Raw genomic sequence first — 21798 nt, 5'->3', positions numbered from 1 at the left:
TCCCAATTCTGGGAGAGGGGGAGTCGGAGTAAGATTTCGATTTTGGATTAGGGGTTCTGATCTGAAACTCAAAAACTCTTGCTCCCCTTCCCCAGAATTGGGAGAACCGGGTACCCGCTTGCGGGTGGCGGGGATGAGGGCCGCTCCTCACCGTGTCCGCCGCTGATCCTCTTCGATCACGCTTCCCAAAAAAGACCCCGCGAACTGGCCTTCCGGACGCACGCGTCCCTTCAATCCCACCTTCGAGCCTTCACGCGGCGCGCCCGCGTGACTGACTACCCAGATCTGTCCGCTGTCGTCGTTTATTCGATACGCGGAAAGATTACTGATCCCAAGCGGCAGTTCGTAAACTTTTGTGACTTGTCCAGAAACCGTCACATCCTTGTTGGTGAAGCGGGACGGGTTGTTCAGAATATCGCTGACTTTGTCGGTATGTGTCCCGCAGCCGGCCAGAGCCGCGATTGCGATGGCGCCCAGCATCGTCGCCCCTAAGTATCCACGTTTGACTTGCATTGGATCGTCTCCTTCGGAAATCGTCTTTTTCCATGGACGGCTTCGCGGAGCGAACTGTTCCCACAAAATATTGAAACGTCTGGGAACTCTTTGCCTGCCCGTCGCGCTATCCCTTCTGTCAAACACCAATCATCGGAGGCTTCTCACAATGAAGTTATTCAGCAAAGTTCTCGTCGCCACGCTCGCTCTGTCCGCCATCGTTCCCGCGGCAATCGCCGCTCCGACCAAGCCGACAGCGGCGCCTGCCCCGAAGATGGCCGCCGCCAAGATGACGACCAAGAAAACGGTGAAGCCCGCCGCCAAAAAGGTCGCCAAGAAGACCGTGAAGCCCGCCGCTAAGAAGGCGACGAAGATGACCAAGATGGCGAAGCCCGCGCCGAAGATGGCTCCCGCCGCGCACAAGATGTAATCCATTTCGTCTCTCGCGTCCGTTCAGGGGACGCGCCGAAACGGAAAAAGCCGCATGCAAATCGCATGCGGCTTTTTTGCGCTTTACTTACTCAGATTGAGCGCCAGCAGACGAAGTTCGGACATCTCGTCCATGGCGTAGCGCACGCCTTCGCGGCCAAAGCCCGAGCCTTTGACGCCGCCATAGGGCATATGATCCACGCGATAAGACGGCGTATCGCCTGCGATCACGCCGCCGACCTCCAGGCGCTCGAACGCCCGATAGATCCGGTGGATGTCATTTGTGTAGACGCCCGTTTGCAGCCCATAATCCGAGGCGTTGACCTTGTCCAGCGCTTCTTCGAAATCGTCGTACGGCGTCAGTGTCGCCACCGGCCCGAAGATTTCCTCACGCTCGACTTTCATTTCGGGATTTGTATCGGTGAGAACGATCGGAGCGATGCGCCTGGGATCGGCGGGAGCGATGTCGCCCAGCAGGAGGCGCGCGCCGCCGTCCAGCGCCTCGCGCACCCATTCGAGAATCCGCAAGCCTCCCGCCTCGTTGATGATCGGTCCGAGGTTTGTTGCGTCGAGACGGGGATCACCGAGGAGCAGTCCGCGCGACTGAGTTAAGAACTGCTGGGTAAATTCCTCGAAGATCGGACGATGTATAAGAATGCGCTGAGTGGAGATGCAGATTTGCCCGGCGTAAGCGAACGCACTGGCGACGCACTTGGGAACGGCGGCGCTCAGATCCGTGTCTTCGTGGACAATCGTCGCGGCGTTTCCGCCCAGCTCCAGTGTCACGCGCTTGCGGTTCGCCTTGGCTTTCAGCTCCCAGCCGATCTTCGCGCTGCCGGTGAATGAGAGCGCCGCGATGCGCGGGTCGAGCGCCAATCGTTCGCCGAGCGCCGGCTCCGTATGCACGACGTTAAACGCGCCGCTGGGAAGCCCCGCGTCGGCGATCACCTCCGCCAGCAGCAGGGCCGTGAGCGGCGTCTGATGCGCGGGTTTCAGCACGACCGGCGCGCCGACCGCCAGCGCCGGCGCGACTTTATGCGCCACCAGGTTCAGCGGAAAATTAAATGGCGTGATGGCCCCGACCACGCCGCAGGGAAAGCGCCGGGTAATCCCAATACGACCCTTGGAAGTTTCCGTGCGATCCAGCGGGATCTGCTCGCCCTGTCCAAATCGCCTTGCTTCCTCGGCGGCGATCTGAAACGTATGCACCGCGCGGGCGACCTCGGCGCGCGCGTCCCGGATCGGCTTCCCCGATTCCAGTGTGATCGTCTGCGCGATCTCCTCGGCGCGGTCGCTCAGCCCGCCGTGGATCTTGTCCTGCGCCTCGCCGCGCGCGGCGTCCGTCAGTGCGCGAAACGGCTCCCGCGCCCCGTACGCGGCGGCGATGGCGTCCTCCATCTCCGCCGCGTTGCCCCGGAAAAGCCGTCCGGCCGGCGCGCCGTCCCAGGGATTGATGATGGTGTCCGTTTCGTCCGTCGTCCGCCACTGACCGTTGATGTAAAGCGGCCGAATATCGCTGTCCATGGCGCGACCTCCAAGGCTGTTACTCGATCCAAACCGGCTCGGTAAACGCGCCGTTGCCGGCGATGTCCCATACTTCGAAGCGTACCCACTTACGTTCGGAAACCTCCGCCGGGATTTTGAGCGTTCGTGATCCAAAGGCGGGCGTATCGCTCAGATCAATGCGCTGCCGGTAGACCTTGGCGCCGTCGCCCGAGATGATCTCGGCGAAATTGAGTGGGAATGTCCACTCCAGAGAAGCATTCAGCGTTGGTTTCTGGCTGGGGGAGAGGCGCAGCGTTTCGCCGCTGCCCTTGCCTCCGAGGGTGAATTTTGGGATCAGCACCTCACCGGTCGTCACGAAGAAGTGACCGTTTCTGAGGGTGGTCAGAACGCTCGACCAGCCGTCCTGGTAGCGCGGCAGTTTGTCCATCTTGAGATAGTTGATGTTCATATGCCCGTACAGCTCATGTTCGGGCTTGACGTTGAAGACATCGACTTCGCCAAGGATATACTTGCGCAGGCCCCAATTGGACATATCGTCTTCCAGGTCCAGCACGCGCGTCCCCAACTGCGGCTTGGAAAGGTCTGACGGCATTGCCTTCCATGCGGCGCCTAGATAACGGTCGCTCAGGAAAAACGGCGCAGTCTTGTAATTGTCGGGGTAGCCGATGGAGGCTTTGATGCGCGCGTGCGCTGTCCACATCAGGCCGTGCTCGGTCTCCATGAGCTTCAGGACATCGTCCGGCGAGCCGACATGATAGACCGTCCCATACCCCGCGACTTGCTCCGAGAAGGGCTGATCTTTCGTACGCTGCAATGTCCAGTAGACAGGCTTCGGAAAAAGACTGAGCCAGTGCCCGCCCAGATGCTCGTTCGGCTCCTCGCCGGGCAATAATAGAAACTTATTGTTCGAAAGGCGCGCACACTCATCATGCATCGTTTTGAGCAATGGGAGGCGGCGCGCTTGCAGTTCCTGTGTCCAGTTGATATGGAATTCGGCGAGGTGCGCGATGTCCACGCCGCGCTGCTTGAAGGCTGTTACGAACCCCGGTTCTGAAAAGCCTTTGGGAACGCCGTCGGTCTTCTGCGCCTTTTGGGCGTCCACAAAACCCAGTGAGTGCTCGTTATGGTAGTGGCTGGTGAACGTCAGATACCCGGGCAGCTTCTTGAAATGGTCGCCGCGCGTATAGCGGCGCACTTCGTCCAGCGTCTTTTCGGATTTCTCGCGGCTCAGGAGATAAAAGAGTGACAGATGCTGCTCGGTGTGCGGCGGGGCGTTCACCCAGGGAACCCAGCGTTTGTCGCCTTCCGGCGGCTGGCGGACGCCGAACCCGGCGTCGGTCACTAAGTCGTGATAGCCGCGCCCGCGCCATGCAAATTGGAAGTTGTCTGGTAGGTCCAGCGGATAGAAGTATTGGTGGGGCGGGGGGAAGACGGCCACGGAGCCGCCGCCGGCCTCGGCGATCACGGCGCGGTTACGTACGGCGATGGGAGCGGCCGGCGCATCCGCCGGAGCGCTCTGCCAGCGATCGAAGTTATCGAGATATTGGATGCTTGTCCAATTGGGAGCGGGACTGCTGAGACCGGCGTCGTAGAGAAACGCGACGGCGTCCTGCTCGGTGCTGACGACGGCCTGGCTCTGCACGATCCGCGTTCCGGGATAAAGAATAAACCGCATGTCGCCATGGAATGGCCCTGCGCTGAGCCCGCCGATGACGATCGTGCTGCGGCCGCCTTCGGTCACCACGCGCGCCGAACTCTTCTCCAGCGTCGCAAGATAGGATTTGTAGGGACGATTGCGGGGATTATCAAAAAACGCTACCCATCCGGCGGGATTGGCCAGGTCGCGCGTTCCGACAGTGATCACATTTACCGGGGAGACCCCCTTGAGCAGCGTCTCACCGGGCTTCGTCGGATCGCCCGAGATCGCCAGGGATTCGATCAAGGGCGTATTGGACTGCAAGTCCAGCGTCAGCGATCCATACTCGCCGCGTCCCATCGGCCATGTGGCGAGCAGGGCGTCTCCAGTCTGGCGAATGGAAACGCCGCCCACGGACTTATACTGTGAGAAGTCGGCCTGGATGCCGGCGGCGTACATGGCGCTTGGCGCGAAACTACAAATCCCGAGCAAAACGACGGTGGAAACTTGTGAGATCAGATGTGGCTTCATAGGCGATCCTTGAGAACCTATCCCCGGCCAAAGGCCGGGGATAGGGCGCTTTTATTCGACTGTGACCGATTTCGCCAAATTTCTTGGCTGATCGATTTCGCGGCCGAGGGCGGCGGCGATGTAGTAGGCGAGCATTTGCATCGGGACGATCGCGAGGATCGGCATGAACCAGTCGTGGGTGCTGGGGATGCGCAGGACGCTGTCCACGGAGCGGGTGTCCAGGCCCTCATCGCCCTCCTTGACCAGGGCGACCGCGCCGCCGTCGCGGGCGGTGATCTCTTTGACGTTGGAGAGCATCTTATCGTACAGCGCCGATTGAGTGGCGAAGCAGACGACGGTGACGCCGGGCTCCACCAGGGCAAGCGGGCCGTGCTTCATTTCGCCGGCGGCGTACGCCTCGGCGTGGATATAGGAGACTTCCTTGAGCTTAAGTGCGGCTTCCATCGCGACGGCGTAGTCGAAGCCGCGTCCCAGGAAGAAGAAGGAGCTGGACTTGGATAATCCCTGCGCCAGTTCCTTGATCTCCGGTCCGAGTTTCAGCACTTCGGCGACCTGCGCCGGCAGCGCCTTTAGCAGCTCCACGTAATCCGAAACGACCGTTGGTCCCAGACGGTTTTCTTGTTCGGCGATAAACAATCCCACGAGGTAAAGCGCGACGAGCTGCGTGGTGTACGCCTTGGTGGAGGCGACGCTGATCTCCGGGCCGGCGTAGGTGTAGATGACTTCATCGGCCTCGCGGGCGATGCTGGATCCGACGACGTTCACCACGGCGAGCGTCGTGGCGCCCTTGACTTTGGCTTCGCGCAGGGCGGCCAGGGTGTCGGCGGTCTCGCCGCTCTGGGAGATGATGATCGCGAGGGTATGTTGATCGACGATCGGATCGCTGTAGCGGAACTCACTCGCCACGGAGACCTCGACGGGGCGGCGCAGCAGGGCCTCGTAGAAGTGCTTCGCGACCATGCCGGCGTGGTAAGCCGTGCCGCAGGCGACGATGACGATCCTGTTGAAGTTCAGGAGCTGTTCACGCGAAAGCTTCAGCTCTGGGAACATCACTTGGTTCGTGTCCGAGACTCGGCCGCGCAGGGTGTCGCGAATGGTCTGGGGCTGTTCGTGGATCTCCTTGAGCATGAAGTGGTCGTAGCCGCCCTTGGAGGCCGTACTGACATCCCAGGTGACCGCGAACACATCGCGCTGCAAAGGGGCGCCTTCCAATGTCGTGATCGTGACTTGGTCAGGGGTGATCTTGACAAAGTCGCCGTCTTCCAAAACTAAGACCCGGCGGGTGTACTCCATAACCGCAGGGATATCCGAGGCCAGGAAGTTCTCGCCTTCGCCGAGGCCGATGATCAGAGGAGAGGCCGTTTTGGCGGCGTAAATGACGTCCGGCTCCATTTCGGAAACGACGCAGATGGAGTAGGCGCCCGTGACAGATGCGAGCGCGCTGCGCAGCGCTGTTTCCAAGCCGTCGGAGGTTTTCAGGCGCTCTTCAATAAGATGGACTAAGACTTCGGTGTCGGTATCGCTGGAAAACGTATGGCCCTGGGCAAGCAGATCGTCTTTGAGATCCAGATAGTTTTCGATGATCCCGTTATGGATCAGCGCAATGCGTCCGCTGCAATCCGTGTGCGGGTGCGCGTTGCCGTCGTTGGGGCGGCCGTGTGTCGCCCAGCGCGTGTGTGCGATGGCGGCGCCGCTGGCGAAGGCGAGGTCCCCGAGGCTGCCCGTGAGGTTGGCAAGCTTGCCGGCCTTCTTCATTACGGTCACCGTCGGGCTGTTCGGGGTAACCACGGCCACACCGGCGGAGTCGTAACCGCGGTATTCCAGCCGCTTCAGATTATCCAGAACCAGGCGGACGCTGCTCGCGCGTCCTCCGACATATCCCGTAATTCCACACATCGAGTTCGTCTTCGCTCCTCGCGTTTTCCTTTGAGTATACCCGGCATGGAGCGCCGCCGGAAAACGAATGGGGGAAGCCGGTGCGGCTTCCCCCAAAATCGTGCGTATTTTCTGTCCATGGCCGCGCTGTTACTCAGCCTTATGACGGCCTTTGCCCAGAATGAACTCCAGGCATCCGAAGACGGTCAGGTCCGCATAGCCGCGCTCGCTCTTGCCGATCTGCAGCGAGAAGTTTCGATCGGGTGCGAAGGTTTGGGAAACGCCAACCAGGTAACCCAGGTTCGTGCGTGCGCCGTCCGCGCCGGGACTGCCGCCGTAGACCTGCGCGCCGACCGATGTGCGCTCCGTCACCTGGCACGTACACGCCGCGCTGTACGACCAGCAGTTCTTCGCCAGTGCGTTGCCGGGCATGTAATAAGATGCGGCCAGTCCGACGCCATAGTGGCCGTATGATTTCGCGGCGCAGATCCCGAAGTTGCTGGCGTACTTGCCGTCTCCGAAGCCTTCCGACTTGCTGGCGGTGGGGATCTTCAGGCCGTAGTCAATCGCGACTTGTGGGGCGCTCTTGGTTTCCTCCAGAAAGCGCCACTTGGCGCCGACGGTCGTGTCGCCGAATCCCGTCTTGCGGCTGGCCCCAGAATTACGGAATGAGGATACGGCGATGCCCGTACCGACTTCGATGTTGTTCGTGAGGCCGTAAGAAAGATTGATTGCCGGGAGGGTCTGGGACTCGGATCCGCTGACCTGGGACGAATTGACGGCGATGTCGAGCGTATAGCGGCCGGGTTCCGTGGTTCCTGGACCGTCGATCGCAACGGGGCCCGCAATGACTGGTTGAGCGGCGGCGCAGAGTAGGGCGGCGCAGGCCGCGAAGTAGTAGGGCGCTTTCATCCTGAATGTATGTTCCTTCCGTGGCTGTTCGCCAGGGGCCGGAGAACGCGATTAAATGTGTTGAGCGTTTCCAGCGTGTTTACTAGGTTCATTATCAGGTGAAAGGGACAGGGGAGTTATTCGCAAAAATACGAGGTTCAAGCAGAGATACGCTCAGTAGAAATACGGGAAATTTCTTGGGAGCATTTTGCATTGGTTTTTTGGAGAGTAAGAAATATCCCGATTTATACTGGCTTATGAGCGATTCTCACGGAAACCGGCATTTGTGCGGGCCGCCGTCAGGAATGAATTAAGCCGAATACGTGTATGATAGATATGTAATCGATTTTGATATCGAGCTTTGTTTTTTCGATAAAGGAGCCATCATGAAAACCACGCTGATCGCCGGAACCATCGCCGTCTTCGCCGCCTGCATCTCCGTCTCCGCCGCAGTCGCTTCGCCCGTTTCGGACATTCGCGACAATGCCGCCGCCGCCGCCAGCAACGCGCATATCTATCAGTGGAAGCGGGTGGAGCTGGAAGTCGTTCGCATCGCCGACGCCGAGAAGAAAGTGCAGCTTTCCCAGTCCTCCAAGTCCGATGCCCTGAGCTCGGCCGTTCGCGATCTGCGCGCCGCACAGGCCGCCCACGACGCCGATCGCACGGAAGCCGCCGCCGCCGCCGTACTGGCCGCGACCGATACACTGAGCAAGTAAGCGCTGTCCAAAGCCATTCGGTAACGCAGTAAAATAAAAACCGCCTCTTGCAAGACATCCAATGTCTTGCAAGAGGCGGTTTCTTTTGCGTGCTGAGAATTCGTTACGCCGCGCTTTGCATACGGCCCGGCATTTTCTCGTCCAGCACTTGCATCAGCGCGTCGACGACAGCGGGGTCGAACTGGGAGCCCGCATACTTTTTGATTTCGGCGCGGGCGGCGGCGGCGTCTCGGGCCGCGCGGTATGGCCGGTCCGTCGTGATTGCGCCGTAAGTGTCCGAGACGGAGATAATGCGCGCGCCCAGAGGGATCTGGTCTGCACGGAGGCGGTCCGGGTACCCACCTCCATCCCAGCGCTCGTGGTGCGCGCGCACCATGGGGGCGATGCAGCGCAGCCCGGGGACATGGTTCAGAATCTCGGCGCCTAGCACGGGATGCGTGCGCATGATATTCCACTCCTGGTCGTCGAGCTGCTCGGGTTTGTGAAGGATCGAATCGGGAATCGCGACTTTGCCGATATCATGCAGGCGTGCCGCCAGTCCCACAAGGCGCGCCTGCATCATATCCAGCCCCAGAGCCTGGGCGATTTGAATGGCGATATTGCCCACTTCTTCGGTGTGCTCGCCCGTATAATGGTCGCGCGCGGAGACGAGAGCGGCCATGGCTTCGACAGTGCCGCGCAGCGCGGTCTCTTCCCGTGAGCCTTCATCGGATTCCGAAAGCAAGGCCCCGACCGCTGGGTCTCCAGCGCAGCGCACTTGGTTTCGTCCCAGTTTCTTAGCCGCGTACATCGCCTGATCCGCCGCAACGACCAGTGTGTCGCGGCGCCGCCCGTCTTCCGGGAACGAGGCGACTCCGATCGAGCACGTCAGGCGCAAGCCTCCCGCCGGGCTGAATGTATGCCCGGCAACTAGCGCCCGGATCTGTTCGCCAATTCTCTGCGCATCGTCTATCTGGGTTTCCGGCATCAGCACCAGGAACTCCTCGCCTCCCCAGCGGGCCACCGTATCGATCGATCGCAGATGACCGCGCACGAGGGCGGCAATCTCTGCAAGCGCGGCGTCTCCGGCGGGATGGCCGCAGCTGTCGTTCAGAGCCTTGAAATGGTCGAGATCGAAAAACATCACGGAACAAGGGCGTCCGTAGCGGTCCGATCGCTCCAATTCCGCCTCCAGCGCCGCGACCATGGCTCGGTGGTTCGGCAAGCCCGTCAGAGTGTCGGTGGTCGCCAGCGATTGGAGACGCTCATTGGCCCGCGTCAGCGCTTCCACATTGACATGCAGATCGGCCTGTGTGGCGTGCAGTTCGGTGTTCATGCCCTCCATGCGCTCCGCGTAAGCCATCAGTTCCTGATTGAGCTGGTGGTTCTCGCGGATCGCAAGCACCTGACGCGCCAGGATCAGACCGACCAGCACCATGCTGCTGACGAGCACGCCGCGCTCCAGCGATTTGTCGGTGTGCACGGACCGAGTGTAAAGAAGCAGCGCCATCAGAGCCGGGAAAAGAGCATAGGGAAGGAGGAGACGCCAGAGCGGCGGCGTTTCGTTTGATTTCTGCGCTCCCCCGGTATCCTCCGCAGATCGAGAGCGGCTGAGGAGATGGATGGCGCCGGCGCCCAATCCGATCAGGCTGTTTCCAAGCACATACGTCTCGTCCATCAGCGATCCGGTGTGGTAGCTGTTTTGCAGGAGGCGATAAAGGTAGAGGCTGTCGCCGATGACGAAGACAATCAGTCCGCTCAGGAGGATGGCCACGCCGGAAAAATTCGAGCGATTGCCAGTGCGGGACGCCAGCAGAAGGACCGCGAACACCAGCATCAGATCGAAGGACGGGTATGCGAGCGCGACGATCCGGCCCAGCAAGGTCTGACTGCCCTGGAGCATGGTCGGTCCAAGAATGAAATACCAGCTGAACGCAATCACGGCTGTCATGATCATCGCGCAGTCGAGCGTGACGCGTGTGCGGACGGCGAAGGGCAGGGGGCGCGCCGGCAGCAGCAGGATCGACGCCATCAGCAGAGGATAGATCGCGAGGAAGAAAATATCCGCGACGCCGGGGAACGGCGGGTCGACATGCTGTACCACTTCGGAATAGGCGTAAACCGCCTGCCCGACACCATAGCAAATCAAGGCGATGCCGGCCAGCGCCGGAGCCATGATGCTTCTTGGCGTTTCATCGTTTCGCCGCGAGTGGAGCGATGCTCCCAAGCACCATATACCGCCGCCCAGGGCGCTTAAAATCTCAAAGGCGTCCACGCCTGTGACATAAACATGCTTGGAGAATGGGTGAGAGAGAATCCAAGTGATCGTGAGCACGTTCAGGGCGGCGACTATGCCGATTCCCCACAACACCGTTTTTTTTCTATTGCGCCGTCGCTGCGCCATTATAACCTGCACTCCTGCGACTGCCGCCGCAAATAGGGATTTTCATTTCCATTATCGGCGTGTTCTCGTGTTTTCCTTAGTCTGACAGAGTGTCAGACATGGCTTGCCGTCTCGCGATTCTGCGGTGGCTTCATCCAGGCCCGTCCCCATCGCGCGACCTCCTCGAAGATGCCGTTGAGCTCTTTGCCCTTGGGCGTGAGCATATATTCCACATGCGGAGGCATGGCGCTGATGACGGTCCGGGTGACCACGCCTTCTTCCTCCAGCTCGCGCAGGCGGTCTCGGCATGTGCCCGGATTGATTCCATGCTCGTTGGCGATCTCATTGAAGCGTTTTTTGCCGTCGAGCAGGCTGCGCACGATGTGCATCGTCCAGCGTCCGCCGAGCAGCGTCAGCGCCGCATTGGCCGGGCAGTAAATATCGTCTCCATGATGTTCCATGTGTCGCTTACCCCATTTTCCTTATCCTACAATAGTCAATGCAGTTCCGTCAAGAAGCATTCCTGAACTTGGGAACTTTATCAGAGGAGCGTCCGTTATAGATCACATACAGAGTTAAAAAATAGAGCGCTCTGAAAATTATAGCGCAAATCTGAGGAGATTCGTTCCATGTCCACACAGGTATCCGAGACGCCAAGCGCGAACACAACGGCTGTTGATACGGCGCTGCTCGTATTACGTTTGTTTTTAGGCGCGATCTTTATCGCCCACGGTTCGCAGAAACTGTTCGGCGCATTCGGCGGACACGGTCTCGCCGCGACGATCGGGATGTTTCACGACAAAATGGGGATTCCGGTATTCTTCGCCTATCTCGCCGTGTTTACCGAGTTTTTCGGCGGCCTCGCCGTGTTCTTCGGTTTGCTGGGTCGGCTGGCGTCGCTGGGGCTGATCGTGACGATGCTGGTGGCGCTGTTCAAAGTCCATTTGGCCGGCGGGTTTTTTCTGCCCTCGGGATTTGAATACGCCTTCGCGCTGATCGGCATGGCTCTTGTGGCGCTGATCGCCGGTCCGGGCCGTTTCGCGATTGCGGATATCGAAGGACGTTTGCTGAAGCGCAAGTGAGATGGGATTTCGACCCTCTTTTTCATAGACCATCAATGAGGAGGCAAGCATGAGCGCGCAAATTGGCGGACTGCATCACGTTACGGCGATTGCCGGCGAGGCGCAGCGAAATTTCGATTTTTACACAAGGACGCTGGGACTGCGTCTGGTGAAGAAGACGGTGAACTTCGATGACCCGGCGACATACCATCTTTACTACGGCGACGGTCTGGGAAACCCGGGAACGCTGCTGACCTTCTTTCCCTGGAAAGGAGCGCCGCAGGGCCGCAAGGGAACCGGCGAAACGGAAGCCACGGCGCTGGCAGTCCCTGCCGGCTCATTGGAGTTCTGGCGGGAGCGCTTGCAGCCGTTTCTCACATCTTCCGAGATAACAGAACGGTTTGGCGAGCGCGTGCTGGCCTTTGCCGATCCCGACGGAATGGCGCTGGAGATCGTCGAAACTTCCATCGATGAAGATGTACGGACCGGATGGACCGAGAGTGAAGTCCCAAGCGATTACGCCATTCGCGGCTTGCACGCGGTAACACTGGCCCTGCGAGATTGGGAATCGACGGTGCGCTGCTTGACCGGCATACTTGGCTTCGAAGAGATTGGAACGGAAGGTGGGAGGCGGAGATTTGTGACACAGCGCGGCGTTCCCGGAAACGTGGTCGATTTGGTGGAGCGTCCGGATCTGCCGCCATCGCAGACCCTGGTCGGCTCGGTGCACCACGTTGCATTTCGCCTGCCGGACGACGCCGTGCAAGCCGACTGGCAGCATAAATTGCTGGACGCCCGGCTGGGTGTGACGGAAGTTCGAGAGCGCGAATATTTCCGCTCGATCTACTTCCACGAGCCTGGCCGCGTTCTCTTTGAACTCGCCACCGATGCGCCCGGCTTCGCGACCGATGAAACGCCGGACGCCCTGGGAACGGCGCTGAAACTGCCGCCCTGGCTTGAGGCGCGCCGCGCCTCTATTGAGAACGCCCTCCCGGCGCTCGATACGAATTTGGAGAGGAACTGACGATGACAAACGTGACGCTGGATTTTGTGCATCGATACGTGGAAGGGACTTCGGGCGCGCCGACGCTGCTGCTGCTGCACGGCACAGGCGGAGACGAAAACGATCTGCTGGGCCTGGGCCGCGAGCTTCTGCCCGGAGCTAACTTGCTCAGCCCGCGCGGCCGGGTTCTGGAAGGCGCGTCGCCGCGCTTCTTTCGACGCCTCGGCGCCGGCGTCTTCGACTTGGAGGACTTGCGTCTTCAAACGGATGCATTGACTGAGTTTATCGGGAGCGCTGCCGACCAGTATGGTTTCGACAAAACGCGCGTGATCGCCGTCGGTTACTCCAACGGCGCCAACATCGCGGCCAGCCTCCTGCTGCGTCATCCCGGCGCGCTCGCCGGAGCCGTGCTCCTGCACGCAATGACGCCGTTCGTCCCGGACACGCCACCCGCGCTGAATGGAACTCCGGTCTTGATTACCGCCGGCCGTATGGACTCGATGGTTCCGGCATCGAACGTGGAGCATCTGGCGCGCATCCTCAAGGAAAGCGGCGCGAATGTCTCGCTTCACTGGAGCCCCGGCGGTCATGGACTGTCCGAAGCCGAGGTTACTGCGGCGGCGCAGTGGCTCGCGGCGCTTTAATATCACGATTCGGGCCTCTGTTCCCATCTTAAGGGGCAGAGGCCTTTTCTTGTTCAGCAGACAAACATTAGAAAATTCTTGACAAATTTCTGACATCGTGTCATTATATGATAACGAACGAGAGTGAGCAAGAAATAATCATGGGCACAACGGAACGTCGGGAGCGGGATAAGCAGCGCCGCCGCGAAGACATTTTGAATACGGCGCGCACGCTGTTTTTTGAAAAGGGCTTCCGGGATACAACGATCGACGACATCGCGCGGTCTGCGGAGCTGGCGCGCGGCACGATCTATCTTTACTTCGAAAACAAGGAAGAGATCTACGCGACCGTTTTGGAAGAGGGCCTGGACACGCTGAACCGTCTGGTGCTCGAATCGTATTCCGAAGACGCCGATCCGCTGACGAATATTCTTGCCGGCCACGACGCCTTCATGAACTTTCATGACAATTATGCGCAGTATTACAATGTATTGATGCTCGATAAGCTCCAGATCGCCGACGCGCTGCCGCCCGAACTCAAAAGCCGGCTGGATCTTAAGACCGAACGGATGGCCGGGTTTATCGAGAACATCCTCGACAAGGGTGTTCGGCAGGGCATGTTCCGGCCAATGCAGGTTCGCGAAGTCGCGTTTCTCCAAATGGGAATGGCGATGGGATTCGCGCAGATGCTCGACAAATGCTGCGCCTCCTCTGATGTCTTCAACGACCGCGAACAGAGCCGGCAGGCGATGCACGCGCTGATCGCCAATAGCCTTCTGGACCGCCGCGAACGGGATTAAAGCACAGCCCCGGTTTGACAACCGGGGTTTAAGTTTGTGAACAATAATGACGAATCGTCATAAAAAGTCGATGCGCCGGATCGTTATGGCGTTTAATAATGACGCAGTGTCATTTAATTGCGATTTGATATTAAATTGGAGATCACCATGAGCGCGATTACTGCGGAAAGGCCGCATCGAAATGGGGTGGGAACTCCCGCCGGGCGACGCGCGGCGCTGGATTCGGAGCCGAAGCCGCCGCCTGCGGCGAAAGACGGCGCCGATCGGTTAGCCGCGCGTCGCTGGTGGATCGTCGTTGCGGCGATGATCGGGGCGGTGCTCGAAGTTCTGGATACGTCCATCACCAATGTGGCGGTGCCGCAGATGATGGGGAATTTGGGGGCGACGCTTTCGGAGATCGGCTGGGTCAGCACGGGATATATCATCTCCAACGTGATTGTGCTGCCGATGACGGGATGGCTGGCGGATCGGTTTGGCCGGCGCAACTACTTCGCGGCGTCCATTGCCGTGTTTACGCTGGCCTCGCTGATGTGCGGCCTCGCGCACACGCTGCCGGAGCTGATTATCTGGCGCATCGTGCAGGGGCTAGGCGGCGGGGGATTGCTGGCGACCGGACAGGTGATCATGCTCGGTGCGTTCCCCAAGGAAATGCAGGGCATGGCGACCGGCATCTTTGGCATGGGTGTCATGGTCGGTCCGTCGCTCGGACCTGTTCTTGGCGGATACCTGACGGACAATCTTTCCTGGCCGTGGATCTTCTTCATCAACCTTCCCTTCGGGATCGCCGCGATGTTTCTGACGCTGATGTTCGTTGAGGATTCGCGGACGGATGCGCAGAAGCGGGAACGTCCGGGGACGGACTTTCTCGGGATCGGTCTGCTCGCGGCGGGCATGGGCTCGCTTCAGACGGTTTTGGAGCGCGGGCAGGAAGAAGATTGGTTTCAGTCCGGGATGATCGCCACGCTGGCGGCGGTCGCGGCGGTCTCGCTCGTATCATTCGTGCTGTGGGAACTGCATGTCCCGCATCCGATCGTCAACCTGCGCGTTCTGAAGAACCGTTCGCTCGCGGCGGGAACGGCCTTTGGCGTTGTATTAGGGATCGGCCTCTACGCAACGCTGTTCTTACTGCCCGTATATCTTCAGAACTCACAGGGATACACGGCATACCAAACCGGGATGATGCTTTTTCCGTCGGCAATCGCCGGCCTCTTCTCGTTCATGATCGCCGGCGCATTGAGCCAGAAGTTAGACCCACGTAAGATGCTGGCGTTCGGCGCGTTTTTGATGATGACTGGCACTTATGGCCTGTCCCATCTGACTTCGCAGTCCGGGCCGGCGGATATCTTTGTTCCGATGCTGATCCGCGGAGCCTCCATGGGCTTTCTGTTTATCCCGCTGACGGTGGCGAGCCTTGCCGGCATGAAGCCGCACGAAATGGGGGTCGGCTCGGCGATGATTAACCTCGCGCGTCAGCTTGGCGGCAGCATCGGCATCGCCGCGCTCTCGACGACCCTGACGCGGCGGGTCGTCTTCCACCAGCAGTCGGTCGGGGATCATTTGAACGCCGGAAACCTGGCGGTGAACGACTGGATCACTGGAGTTCAGGCAAACCTCATCGCGCACGGCGTCAGTCCCGCCGCCGCCCACGGCGCCGCCATAGGGCAGCTTGCGCGCGTCGCCGCCAAGCAGGCGATGATCCTCTCGTTCGACGACTGTTTCCTCATGATCAGCGTCGCGTTCCTGTGCGCCATGCCGCTGGTGCTGATCTTCCGGAAAGGCGAAGGAGCGGTGGATATGGGGGCGGTGCATTAGGAATGGGCTGGGGGCGCTCCTACGTAATCGGCAGGTTCACATAAAACGTCGAAGTGAAGCCGTTCGTATAGTCGCCCACCAGCGCGATCTCCATCTCACCTTCGGTCTCAGGCGTGTAGACATGGTCGTTGGCGTTGGTCGTTGAGTTATTTCCCTTGGTATTGTAGGGAGCGACGTAGGTGTTGATGTAGTTGTCGATCGTCTGTGAGAAGAACAGCTGCGTGGTGTTGGAGCCGTCACTGGGAGAGGCGCTGTTGTTGTATTTGGAGCGGACGCGCAGGTGGATGTGCGTCGTTCGCCCCTGATACCAGCCGGGAATGATCGTGGTGAAAGTGACGAGACCGCTGGCGTCGCTGATCTGGTAGCCGCGCAGCCAGGTCTGATCGGATGTTCCCTGGTTCGCCTCATCGGAATACACGCCGTAGGCGTTGCAGTGCCAGATATCGACCTGGACGCCCTCCATCGCGGCGAGGCTGTTTTGTGTATCCCGGATATAGATCTTCAGCGTCAGTGGAACACCGGCCTGCTTGCTGGTTCCGTCGATGTTGGTCAGGATATTGGAGCGATTGAAGCCCGCCGCGCTGTCGTCCACAAAGTATGGCCCGATCTCGCCTTCCGGAGTGGCCGTGGCCGAAGCGGTCGAGCCTGTCGTGGTCCCCGTGGTCGTGCCCGTCGATGTCGCCGCAGAGCTGGAGCCGCCGCCTCCGCATCCGGCGATCATGACGACCCCCGCCGCGCCGAAGATGCCGAGGACTTCCCGCCGCGTGATGCTGCGCGCGGCGGGAGCCTCGTTTTCCGTGTTCGTCAAATCCGAGCTGAAGTGGGTGTGGTCTTGCATTCTTCTTTCCTCATTTCCTTACTGACTGCCGTCGGCGCCGCCGATTACGGTTTCAGTATAGGAAAATCAGATGAAGTGTTGATGAAGAATGATCCGTTAGCTCCAGCCCGAAAAATCCGTTCCTTTCATCAAGACGCTGTCCATGCTCAGGATTGGCGAAACACCGTCCGTGTAGAGAAACTGCTGGATCTCCGCCCATTTGGGATCGGTGTAGAGCGAGGCCCAGGCCTGTTCACGATGCGCGAGACTTTCGAAGACGAGCATGTAGGTCAGTTCGGGGGAGACGCCGATATAGGTCGTCCAGAAGCCCATGGCGAAGAAACCGTGTGCTTCGAACAGTGGCAGGCAGTGGTCGCGGAACCATTCGACGGTCTTGTTCAGCTTTCCCGAGGCGTCAAACTTGTAAGTGCGCAATTCGAAGACGCCTCGGGCGAGACGTTTGGGCTGATTGTCCGAGCGCGCGATATGGGAAAACGGCAGCGGCGAAAGAAGGCTGCTGGTGATTGTGCGCACGGGATCGCCGCCGACTTCCGCGCGGCTTGCGGCGACAGCTTCTTTCCACTGGGCATCGGCCTGGAACTCCGCCCAGAGCGTCTCGCGCTGCGCCAGGCTTTCCCAAGCGAGAATATAGGTGAGACGCGGCTGATTCGCGCCGACAATCACCGGCCAAAATCCAACCGGCTCAATCCCGATCCGCGCCCAGATCTTCGTGGTATGGTCGCCGAATCGGCCGATCAAGCGCTTGAGTGCGAGGCTACTATGGCAGTCGTAGTGGCGTAATTCGTAAAACACATCGTCTCCCTAATGTAATGGTATCGAATGCTGTGGCAGCAGAGTGCTTCAATGTTACGATAACTTGCTAACGTTCACGGGAAGTTCCCCGAACGATATACTGCGGCGTGTCGCTGAGTGTCAGTGGCAGGCCGGATTTGTCGGACGTGAGCGTCACTCGATGTTCGCCAAGCCAATCATGGATTGTGTAGACGCCCGCCGGGATCGGCAGCGTGACAGAGTGGGGCGTCTCCGAGGTGGTCCAGACGGCGTAGCCGCGATCTTTCTTCTTCCGAAACTCGAGTATGTGGTCGGTCGCGGCGTCACCGGCGACGATCTTGTGGTCGAATCGATAGTCCCCCAGCACTCCTGTCAATGCCTTCGCCGCCGTGTAGGCGGGCTTAGGATCGTAGATCGGCGTTCGGTCCGGATGCAGCTCATTGCGCACGGTTCCGAAATGATGCTCGCCCTCGGCGGGGTCCGCTCCATCGTCATGCCAGTCGTACCAGATGGAGAGCGGAACGCCGCTTTCCATGTTGAACAAAAGCTCTCGGGCGAGATATTTGCCCTGCCGCTCCTCATCAAAACCGTTCCAGGCGACGGAATAGCCCCATTCCCCGGAAAGGATCGGGATCATTTTGCCGGGCGGCGCGTACTTCGCGATCAGCGCGCGCACTTTTTCGTAATCGTCGCCGACGCTTTCGGGATCCTTGCGGCGGTAGGGGTGCACGGAAACGCCGTCCCAGTACTGTAGGCAGCCTGCCTGGAAGCAGCCTTCGAGGTAGGGAAGCTCGATCGTCGCCAGCGCCGGGCCGATCAGGATCTCCTTGGGGCACGCCTCGCGAATGGCTTTGTCGGCGGCGAGGGCGAGCTTGGAGTAGTCGGCGGCGTTCGGGTTCGGCCAAAACCACTTGCCGTTCGGCTCGTTCCACAACTCCCAGAGTATGCCCTGGCCCTGGAAGTGCTTCGCGGCGGCCGCCGCCCAGCGCGCGAATGCCGCCCGGCCTTCATCATCATAGGGCGGCGCGCCGCCGGGGCCGTACGCCGGGTTCCGGTAATCCAGAATGAACAGCGCCTTCATATGGCTGCGCTTCAGGTCCGCCATGAGGCCGTCATAGGCATGGAAATCGTAAACGCCTTTGGTCCGTTCCGTGGCTTCCCAGCCAAAATCCATACGCGCCCAGTGGAAGCCTCCAGCCTCCAGCATCGCCATCTCGCCCGGCTTCGGCGTCGTGAAGTGGATGTTGACCCCGATCTGCTCGCGGACGGTCTCGAGAAACGGAGATTTGTCTTTGGCCATTGAGGGAACGGCGAGGGCGATCGCCGCGCACGTAAGGGCGGCCAGACGCAAACATTGGGACATGGACGGAACTCCTTCTCCGGTGGCTTTCCACGGCGCCGCGTACGGCTAGAAATCAGAATATACCATCAAATGTTCCGAGTGACGCCCATTGACAATTCTTGAACGTTCAGTCAAAATAGTATCATGAGTACTTTACAGTCTCCCTTCAAGCCGATTGCGGAGCGCGGCCGGCCCCGCGAGTTTGACACCAGCGCCGTGATTGCGGCGGCGGCCGTCGCGTTTCGAGAGCATGGATATCACGCCACGTCGATCGACGACCTTTGCAAGGCGACGGGGCTGCTGCGCGGAAGCTTGTACGCGGCCTTTGGGGATAAGCGCGGCATTCTGCTGGCGGCGCTCGATCATTACAGCGAAGTGTCCCTGATGCGGCTTGCCGGGACGCTGAACGCGCCCGAGCCCAGCCGTGAAACGCTGCGCGAGGCGCTGATGTATTACACCCGCGATTCGGCGGCGCTGTTTCGGCAGTGCGGGTGCTTGATCACGAATATGGCGCTGGAAATGCTGCCGCAGGACACCGAAGTCGCGGAGCGCGTCCAGCGCGTCCAGCAGCGCATGGCGGGGATGCTGGCGGACGAGGTGATGCGCGGCCAGTCGGCGGGTGTGTTTGCGGGCGATCTTGACGAGCGCGCCGTCGGAAGCTTTCTGCTGTGTATCGTCCAGGGCCTGCGCGTCTTGGGAAAAGTACAGCATGACGAACAAACGCTGCGCGATGCGGTGGAGATGGCGATGCGGGCGCTGGCGTAATTTTTCGTCCGCATTATTGAACGATCAGTCAGGAATAAAGCGATGGATAACTCAGCAGTGATTGACCAGACCGAACGAGAAGACGCGCGGACATTCTCCGGCGACGGGCGCGGCCGGCGGCTGGCGCTCGCCGCGCTGCTGGTTGGCGCGTTTCTGCCGCCGCTGGATTTCTTCATCGTCAACCTTGCGCTGCCGGCGATCCGCAGCGGGCTGCACGCAAGCGCGTCGCAGCTGGAGCTGATCATTTCTGCCTATGCCTCGGCGTACGCTGTGTTCTTGATCACCGGCGGGCGGCTTGGCGACCTGTATGGGCGCAAGCGGATGTTCATGCTGGGAATGGGTGGGTTCGTGCTGGCCTCGGCGCTGTGCGGGCTTGCCGGCAGCGGCGAGATGCTGATTGCGGGGCGGATTTTGCAGGCACTCGCGGCGTCCGTGATGGCGCCGCAGGTGCTGGCGACGATCCGCACTGTGTATTCGGACGGCGAACTGACCAAGATCATGGGCCTTTACGGCTCGGTCTTCGGCCTTTCGGCGATTGTGGGACAGCTGGGCGGCGGGGCGCTGATCACGCTGCACCCATTTGGGCTCGGCTGGCGGAGCATCTTTCTGATCAACGTGCCTATCGGGATTTTCGCGCTGATCGGCGCCGCGAAGTTCGTGCCGGAAACGCAGCCGGCGGAGCGGTCTCGCATCGACCTGGCCGGGGTCACGCTGCTGTCGCTGCTGCTGGCGTCGATCATCTATCCATTGACACAGGGGCGTGAGGCGGGCTGGCCGCTTTGGACTATTCTCTGCTTTCTCGCCGGCGTTCCTCTTTTAGCGGCGTTTGTCGCCGTCGAGAACAAGATCGCGCAGTCGGGAGGCGACCCGCTGATCGACTTGACATTATTCCGTCGCGGGCCGTTTGTGACGGGGCTTGGGATGACGTTTCTGTTTTACTCCATCGCCGCATTCTTCATGACGTTCGGCGTGTATCTGCAAAGCGGTTTGGGATGGAGTCCGCTGGCGTCGGGGTTTGCGATCATGCCCTTCGCCGGAGGCTTTTTCGCGGCGTCGCTTCTCTCCGCGGCAGTCGCCAAGCGTGTCGGCGCGAATATTTTACAGATTGGATTTGGATTATTGTCCGCCGGATTCGCGGGGACCGCGCTGGCGCTGCACGGGGGATGGAGGCCTGGGATCATCTTTTACGCATCGCTGCTGTGCGCCGGGATGGGGCAGGGATTCGTGCTGCCATCGGTGGTTCGAACGGTTTTGTCGTCCGTGGACGCCGATCAGGCTGGGCTGGCGTCCGGCGTGGTGACGTCCACGCTGCAGATCGGCTCTGCCGTAGGAGTGGCGGCGCTTGGCGGCGTGTTCTTCAGCGTATTGGGCAATCATACCGGGCCGGCGGCTTATGGCGGGGCGTTCGCGCACACGATGCTGGTGCTGAGCGGCCTGCAATTCTTCTGCCTGCTGCTGGCGTCATTCGCCGCAAGCAAAATAAATCGGCCGGAACGCGCCGGTTTCCGGGTATCATAGAGCGCTTATGGGCGGCTATTATATCAACATCAACATACGGACGGACGATACGGACGCGGTGCGCCGCGAGGTTATCCACGCGTTCGCGGACGAAGGCTTTGCGTTAGAGCGCGACGATCAGGCGTCTCAGGTCGCCGATCACGACGATCTGCTGCCGGACGACGACGACTGGTACGGAGTGATCGTGAGCGGCGCCGTGGAGCCCGGCTGGGTGACCGTGTACGTCGAGGACTGGGCCGACAGCGGCCTCCTCACGCGCCTGCTCTCCAAAGCGCTGGACGCTCCGGCGCTGGAGCTCTGGGTTGCGGATGATATTCACTGGGGATACAACTATTCGGAATCCGGCCGCATCGTCGACCGTTTCGCCGATAATCCCGCCAGCGTCGCCTCCTCCCCCGAGGAAGCCGAGCTTTACCACGGAGACGCCGCCGCACTCGCCACAATTTTGCAAACCACTCCCGAAGCGTTGCAAAAGGCCCTCGCCGATGCGCGCGCCTCCGCAGGCAAGTTCGCCGGCAGCGCCATCGACGGCCTCTGCGAAGCCGTCGGTCTCCCCTTCGACCATGTGTTCACTGGCTACGAATATTTCCTGACCGACGATCCCGAAGATTACGCGCAGGACTTAGAAGACTGGCCCCAGTTCCGGCATCTGATCTTCCGGCATCCCGAGAAGCGCGAGCGGCTGGAGGAATAGGGGCTGCGCCTCGCGGCCATTTGCTTTTAGTTTCCGTGTGTCCGCGCGTGCCTTCGCCTCCCCTCGTGACCCACCCCGGCGCTTCGCGCCACCCTGAGTGACCCACCCCCGGCCTTCGGCCGACCCCTCCCTT

Annotated in this window: 20 protein-coding genes; 10 read left to right on the top strand and 10 right to left on the bottom strand. The window is 60.4% G+C overall.

The window, feature by feature from the left end:
• Window positions 1-147: 147 nt before the first annotated feature.
• Entirely contained in the window at window positions 148-513 is a 366-nt protein-coding gene (locus ABIZ35_RS05005; RefSeq protein ID WP_348218774.1) for a hypothetical protein, read from the bottom strand.
• Between the two features lie 148 nt (window positions 514-661).
• On the opposite strand from ABIZ35_RS05005, the gene ABIZ35_RS05000 reads away from it, so the two are divergent.
• Entirely contained in the window at window positions 662-922 is a 261-nt protein-coding gene (locus ABIZ35_RS05000; protein ID WP_348218773.1) for a hypothetical protein, read from the top strand.
• A gap of 83 nt (window positions 923-1005) precedes the next feature.
• Here the strand turns inward: ABIZ35_RS05000 and ABIZ35_RS04995 are convergent, their stop codons facing one another.
• From ABIZ35_RS04995 to ABIZ35_RS04980, 4 genes are all read right to left on the bottom strand, one after another.
• Complete coding sequence (locus ABIZ35_RS04995; protein WP_348218772.1) at window positions 1006-2445, bottom strand: aldehyde dehydrogenase family protein; 1440 nt, start codon at window positions 2443-2445, stop codon at window positions 1006-1008.
• Between the two features lie 19 nt (window positions 2446-2464).
• Window positions 2465-4594 carry a hypothetical protein gene (locus ABIZ35_RS04990; protein WP_348218771.1) on the bottom strand — a complete coding sequence of 710 codons (2130 nt, stop codon included), beginning with the start codon at window positions 4592-4594 and terminating at the stop codon, window positions 2465-2467.
• 51 nt (window positions 4595-4645) lie between these two features.
• Window positions 4646-6490, bottom strand: a complete 1845-nt coding sequence (gene glmS / locus ABIZ35_RS04985) for a glutamine--fructose-6-phosphate transaminase (isomerizing) (protein WP_348218770.1) — start codon at window positions 6488-6490, stop codon at window positions 4646-4648.
• 129 nt (window positions 6491-6619) lie between these two features.
• Window positions 6620-7381 carry a transporter gene (locus ABIZ35_RS04980; RefSeq protein ID WP_348218769.1) on the bottom strand — a complete coding sequence of 254 codons (762 nt, stop codon included), beginning with the start codon at window positions 7379-7381 and terminating at the stop codon, window positions 6620-6622.
• Between the two features lie 365 nt (window positions 7382-7746).
• On the opposite strand from ABIZ35_RS04980, the gene ABIZ35_RS04975 reads away from it, so the two are divergent.
• On the top strand, window positions 7747-8076 hold the full coding sequence (locus ABIZ35_RS04975; protein ID WP_348218768.1) for a hypothetical protein: 330 nt from the start codon (window positions 7747-7749) through the stop codon (window positions 8074-8076).
• A gap of 103 nt (window positions 8077-8179) precedes the next feature.
• On the opposite strand, the gene ABIZ35_RS04970 is transcribed toward ABIZ35_RS04975, so the two are convergent.
• Window positions 8180-10459, bottom strand: coding sequence for a diguanylate cyclase (locus ABIZ35_RS04970; RefSeq protein WP_348218767.1), 2280 nt, complete (start codon window positions 10457-10459; stop codon window positions 8180-8182).
• A gap of 92 nt (window positions 10460-10551) precedes the next feature.
• Window positions 10552-10899, bottom strand: a complete 348-nt coding sequence (locus tag ABIZ35_RS04965; RefSeq protein WP_348218766.1) for a helix-turn-helix domain-containing protein — start codon at window positions 10897-10899, stop codon at window positions 10552-10554.
• 168 nt (window positions 10900-11067) lie between these two features.
• Here ABIZ35_RS04965 and ABIZ35_RS04960 point away from each other — a divergent pair, with 168 nt between their 5' ends.
• The 5 genes from ABIZ35_RS04960 (at window position 11068) to ABIZ35_RS04940 (ending at window position 15737) form a co-directional block, all read left to right on the top strand.
• Window positions 11068-11520 (top strand): DoxX family protein, encoded by a 453-nt coding sequence (locus ABIZ35_RS04960; RefSeq protein ID WP_348218765.1) that lies wholly within the window; start codon window positions 11068-11070, stop codon window positions 11518-11520.
• A gap of 49 nt (window positions 11521-11569) precedes the next feature.
• Window positions 11570-12523 (top strand): ring-cleaving dioxygenase, encoded by a 954-nt coding sequence (locus tag ABIZ35_RS04955; protein ID WP_348218764.1) that lies wholly within the window; start codon window positions 11570-11572, stop codon window positions 12521-12523.
• 2 nt (window positions 12524-12525) lie between these two features.
• Window positions 12526-13146 carry an alpha/beta hydrolase gene (locus ABIZ35_RS04950; protein ID WP_348218763.1) on the top strand — a complete coding sequence of 207 codons (621 nt, stop codon included), beginning with the start codon at window positions 12526-12528 and terminating at the stop codon, window positions 13144-13146.
• 140 nt (window positions 13147-13286) lie between these two features.
• Window positions 13287-13925, top strand: a complete 639-nt coding sequence (locus ABIZ35_RS04945; protein WP_348218762.1) for a TetR/AcrR family transcriptional regulator — start codon at window positions 13287-13289, stop codon at window positions 13923-13925.
• Window positions 13926-14072: 147 nt separating this feature from the next.
• On the top strand, window positions 14073-15737 hold the full coding sequence (locus ABIZ35_RS04940; RefSeq protein WP_348218761.1) for a DHA2 family efflux MFS transporter permease subunit: 1665 nt from the start codon (window positions 14073-14075) through the stop codon (window positions 15735-15737).
• A 19-nt stretch (window positions 15738-15756) separates the two neighbouring features.
• Here the strand turns inward: ABIZ35_RS04940 and ABIZ35_RS04935 are convergent, their stop codons facing one another.
• The 3 genes from ABIZ35_RS04935 to ABIZ35_RS04925 form a co-directional block, all read right to left on the bottom strand.
• On the bottom strand, window positions 15757-16575 hold the full coding sequence (locus tag ABIZ35_RS04935; RefSeq protein WP_348218760.1) for a hypothetical protein: 819 nt from the start codon (window positions 16573-16575) through the stop codon (window positions 15757-15759).
• A 96-nt stretch (window positions 16576-16671) separates the two neighbouring features.
• Entirely contained in the window at window positions 16672-17367 is a 696-nt protein-coding gene (locus tag ABIZ35_RS04930) for an NIPSNAP family protein (RefSeq protein ID WP_348218759.1), read from the bottom strand.
• Between the two features lie 67 nt (window positions 17368-17434).
• On the bottom strand, window positions 17435-18709 hold the full coding sequence (locus tag ABIZ35_RS04925; RefSeq protein WP_348218758.1) for a cellulase family glycosylhydrolase: 1275 nt from the start codon (window positions 18707-18709) through the stop codon (window positions 17435-17437).
• A 123-nt stretch (window positions 18710-18832) separates the two neighbouring features.
• Here ABIZ35_RS04925 and ABIZ35_RS04920 point away from each other — a divergent pair, with 123 nt between their 5' ends.
• From ABIZ35_RS04920 to ABIZ35_RS04910, 3 genes are read left to right on the top strand one after another with little or no spacing between them, the layout of a single operon-like run.
• Window positions 18833-19453, top strand: coding sequence for a TetR/AcrR family transcriptional regulator (locus ABIZ35_RS04920; protein ID WP_348218757.1), 621 nt, complete (start codon window positions 18833-18835; stop codon window positions 19451-19453).
• Window positions 19454-19495: 42 nt separating this feature from the next.
• A complete protein-coding gene (locus ABIZ35_RS04915; protein WP_348218756.1) occupies window positions 19496-20971 on the top strand; it encodes an MFS transporter in 1476 nt (491 codons plus the stop codon).
• A gap of 7 nt (window positions 20972-20978) precedes the next feature.
• Window positions 20979-21665 (top strand): hypothetical protein, encoded by a 687-nt coding sequence (locus tag ABIZ35_RS04910; RefSeq protein WP_348218755.1) that lies wholly within the window; start codon window positions 20979-20981, stop codon window positions 21663-21665.
• Window positions 21666-21798: the final 133 nt, after the last annotated feature.

This window comes from Capsulimonas sp. (assembly GCF_039929585.1).
In the GTDB taxonomy this organism is placed as follows: Bacteria; Armatimonadota; Armatimonadia; order Armatimonadales; family Capsulimonadaceae; genus Capsulimonas.
The sequence above is the reverse complement of the archived record's forward strand: the minus strand, read 5'-3'. Positions and strand labels throughout refer to the sequence as shown.

Bases quoted from the DNA above. Each gene is read 5' to 3' on its own strand.
- ABIZ35_RS05005 (WP_348218774.1), bottom strand. From the start codon at position 513: ATGCAAGTCAAACGTGGATACTTAGGGGCGACGATGCTGGGCGCCATC.
- ABIZ35_RS05000 (WP_348218773.1), top strand. From the start codon at position 662: ATGAAGTTATTCAGCAAAGTTCTCGTCGCCACGCTCGCTCTGTCCGCC.
- ABIZ35_RS04995 (WP_348218772.1), bottom strand. From the start codon at position 2,445: ATGGACAGCGATATTCGGCCGCTTTACATCAACGGTCAGTGGCGGACG.
- ABIZ35_RS04990 (WP_348218771.1), bottom strand. From the start codon at position 4,594: ATGAAGCCACATCTGATCTCACAAGTTTCCACCGTCGTTTTGCTCGGG.
- glmS (WP_348218770.1), bottom strand. From the start codon at position 6,490: ATGTGTGGAATTACGGGATATGTCGGAGGACGCGCGAGCAGCGTCCGC.
- ABIZ35_RS04980 (WP_348218769.1), bottom strand. From the start codon at position 7,381: ATGAAAGCGCCCTACTACTTCGCGGCCTGCGCCGCCCTACTCTGCGCC.
- ABIZ35_RS04975 (WP_348218768.1), top strand. From the start codon at position 7,747: ATGAAAACCACGCTGATCGCCGGAACCATCGCCGTCTTCGCCGCCTGC.
- ABIZ35_RS04970 (WP_348218767.1), bottom strand. From the start codon at position 10,459: ATGGCGCAGCGACGGCGCAATAGAAAAAAAACGGTGTTGTGGGGAATC.
- ABIZ35_RS04965 (WP_348218766.1), bottom strand. From the start codon at position 10,899: ATGGAACATCATGGAGACGATATTTACTGCCCGGCCAATGCGGCGCTG.
- ABIZ35_RS04960 (WP_348218765.1), top strand. From the start codon at position 11,068: ATGTCCACACAGGTATCCGAGACGCCAAGCGCGAACACAACGGCTGTT.
- ABIZ35_RS04955 (WP_348218764.1), top strand. From the start codon at position 11,570: ATGAGCGCGCAAATTGGCGGACTGCATCACGTTACGGCGATTGCCGGC.
- ABIZ35_RS04950 (WP_348218763.1), top strand. From the start codon at position 12,526: ATGACAAACGTGACGCTGGATTTTGTGCATCGATACGTGGAAGGGACT.
- ABIZ35_RS04945 (WP_348218762.1), top strand. From the start codon at position 13,287: ATGGGCACAACGGAACGTCGGGAGCGGGATAAGCAGCGCCGCCGCGAA.
- ABIZ35_RS04940 (WP_348218761.1), top strand. From the start codon at position 14,073: ATGAGCGCGATTACTGCGGAAAGGCCGCATCGAAATGGGGTGGGAACT.
- ABIZ35_RS04935 (WP_348218760.1), bottom strand. From the start codon at position 16,575: ATGCAAGACCACACCCACTTCAGCTCGGATTTGACGAACACGGAAAAC.
- ABIZ35_RS04925 (WP_348218758.1), bottom strand. From the start codon at position 18,709: ATGTCCCAATGTTTGCGTCTGGCCGCCCTTACGTGCGCGGCGATCGCC.
- ABIZ35_RS04920 (WP_348218757.1), top strand. From the start codon at position 18,833: ATGAGTACTTTACAGTCTCCCTTCAAGCCGATTGCGGAGCGCGGCCGG.
- ABIZ35_RS04915 (WP_348218756.1), top strand. From the start codon at position 19,496: ATGGATAACTCAGCAGTGATTGACCAGACCGAACGAGAAGACGCGCGG.
- ABIZ35_RS04910 (WP_348218755.1), top strand. From the start codon at position 20,979: ATGGGCGGCTATTATATCAACATCAACATACGGACGGACGATACGGAC.